Origin of the sequence: Mesorhizobium sp. M1E.F.Ca.ET.041.01.1.1 (genome assembly GCF_003997355.1) — a bacterium.
GTDB lineage: Bacteria > Pseudomonadota > Alphaproteobacteria > Rhizobiales > Rhizobiaceae > Mesorhizobium.
Window position 1 is genome coordinate 1 of the sequence record NZ_RZSL01000925.1, and the last position, 1621, is coordinate 1621.

2 protein-coding genes are annotated in these 1621 nt (G+C 62.4%); one reads left to right on the forward strand and one right to left on the reverse strand.

Translation table 11 applies throughout. From position 1 onward, the window contains the following. Positions 1 to 190: 190 nt before the first annotated feature. Positions 191 to 850 carry a 5-formyltetrahydrofolate cyclo-ligase gene (locus EOA38_RS35950; protein WP_127301448.1) on the forward strand — a complete coding sequence of 220 codons (660 nt, stop codon included), beginning with the start codon at positions 191 to 193 and terminating at the stop codon, positions 848 to 850. 4 nt (positions 851 to 854) lie between these two features. Here EOA38_RS35950 and EOA38_RS35955 read toward each other — a convergent pair whose 3' ends face one another. Beyond that, positions 855 to 1328, reverse strand: a complete 474-nt coding sequence (locus EOA38_RS35955; protein WP_126094071.1) for an Lrp/AsnC family transcriptional regulator — start codon at positions 1326 to 1328, stop codon at positions 855 to 857. Between the last annotated feature and the right edge of the window lie 293 nt (positions 1329 to 1621).

The following is a 1621-nucleotide window of genomic DNA, read 5'->3' on the forward strand; positions in this document are numbered from 1 at the left end:
GCTTGGCCTCGTCCATTCTCAGTCACCTCGCCAAACCAACCAGATAGCCTAGATGTAAGCAGTTTTGTGCACTGCAACAACATTGCCGCTGGCCACGCTCCTGCCCGGGAGTCGTCGCTGGGTGTCGTGAACGCGCATGCCGCTCCGGGAGCGTCGGGTATAGCGTGGGGCGGAGCGACAGGAGTGAAGCATGACTGACAATCGCGATGACGAGAGCCCAGCCCAATACGCCTCGCCGCCTTGTTTCATGCACGAACTCGACCCGACTTATCGGATGCCGCTCTCCGACTGGACCGATGTCAGGCGCTGGCGCAAGGCGGAGCGCGAACGGTTGATCGGCGCCCGGCTTGCCGTCTCAGCAGATGCACGCGCGGCCATGTCGGCGCGCATTGCCGAGAGCCTCGACGCGCTGATCGGCGACGTTGCCGGCCGCATGGTCAGCCTCTACTGGCCGTTCCGCGGCGAGCCGGATCTGCGCGGCTGGATGGTGTCGGTCAACGAACGCGGCGGCCGCACGGCGCTCCCCGTCGTCATCGAGAAAGGCCATCCACTGGTGTTTCGCGCCTATGCGCCGGGCGACCGGCTGGAAAAGGGTGTCTGGAACATTCCGATCCCCACCGAGGGCGATCCGCTGCTGCCGGACATCGTGATCTCGCCAATGGTCGGCATCGCTCCCGGCAACTACCGGCTGGGCTATGGCGGCGGCTTCTACGATCGCACGCTGGCCGCCATGCCGTTCCGGCCGCTGGTCATCGGCGTCGGCTACGAATTGCAGCGCATCCCGACCATCTACCCGCAGCCGCACGACATCCCGATGAGCGAGGTGGTGACGGAGGCCTATGGGGCCTAGGAGCCTAGGCCATCTCCGGCCTTAGGCCCACCGCCGTGCGATCGATGATCTCGCGCAAGGCGAAGGATGAATTGATCTTCGTCACATGCGGCATGGCCGACAGCCACTCCTTGTGGATGCGTTCATAGTCGGCGAGGTCCTTCGCCGCGATGCGCAGGATGTAGTCGTATTCGCCCGACATCAAGTGGCAGGAAAGCACGTTCGGGCAGCGCTTGATCGCCGCCTCGAAGTCCGACAGCGTCTTCTCGAACTGCCCCGACAGCGATATATGCACGATCGCCGTCATCTGATGGCCGAGCGCGGCGTTGGAAAGCCGCGCATGATAGCCGCGGATGGTTCCGGATTTCTCCAGATTGTCGAGCCTGCGCGAGCACGCCGACTGCGACAGCCCGACCTTCTCGGCAAGCGCCGCATTGGGGATCCGGCCATCCTTCTGCAAAGCTTCCAGAATGGCGATATCAATCCTATCGAGCGACATTTTTCGTGGTTCCTGCGAATATACGGGTATTTCGCGCAACGATTATCGAAGACTCGACGCTACCGCAAGCGCATTCGCAAACACATACGGAACGATTCATGCTTCACTGCGTCTCACGCATGTCGCCCAAGACTGCGAGGTGGTTTTGGGCCTGACGGCATGCCCGGAAACAACAGGGAGAGCGCCCTTTCAAGGGCCGGACAGGAGAAGAAAATGCGCGTCGGCTGCCCCAAGGAAATCAAGAACCACGAATATCGCGTCGGCCTGACGCCCGGCTCGGTCCGCGAATATGT

What these genes read in the sequence shown, in the direction of transcription:
- EOA38_RS35955 (WP_126094071.1), bottom strand. Translation starts at nt 1,328, where the DNA reads ATGTCGCTCGATAGGATTGATATCGCCATTCTGGAAGCTTTGCAGAAG.
- EOA38_RS35950 (WP_127301448.1), top strand. Translation starts at nt 191, where the DNA reads ATGACTGACAATCGCGATGACGAGAGCCCAGCCCAATACGCCTCGCCG.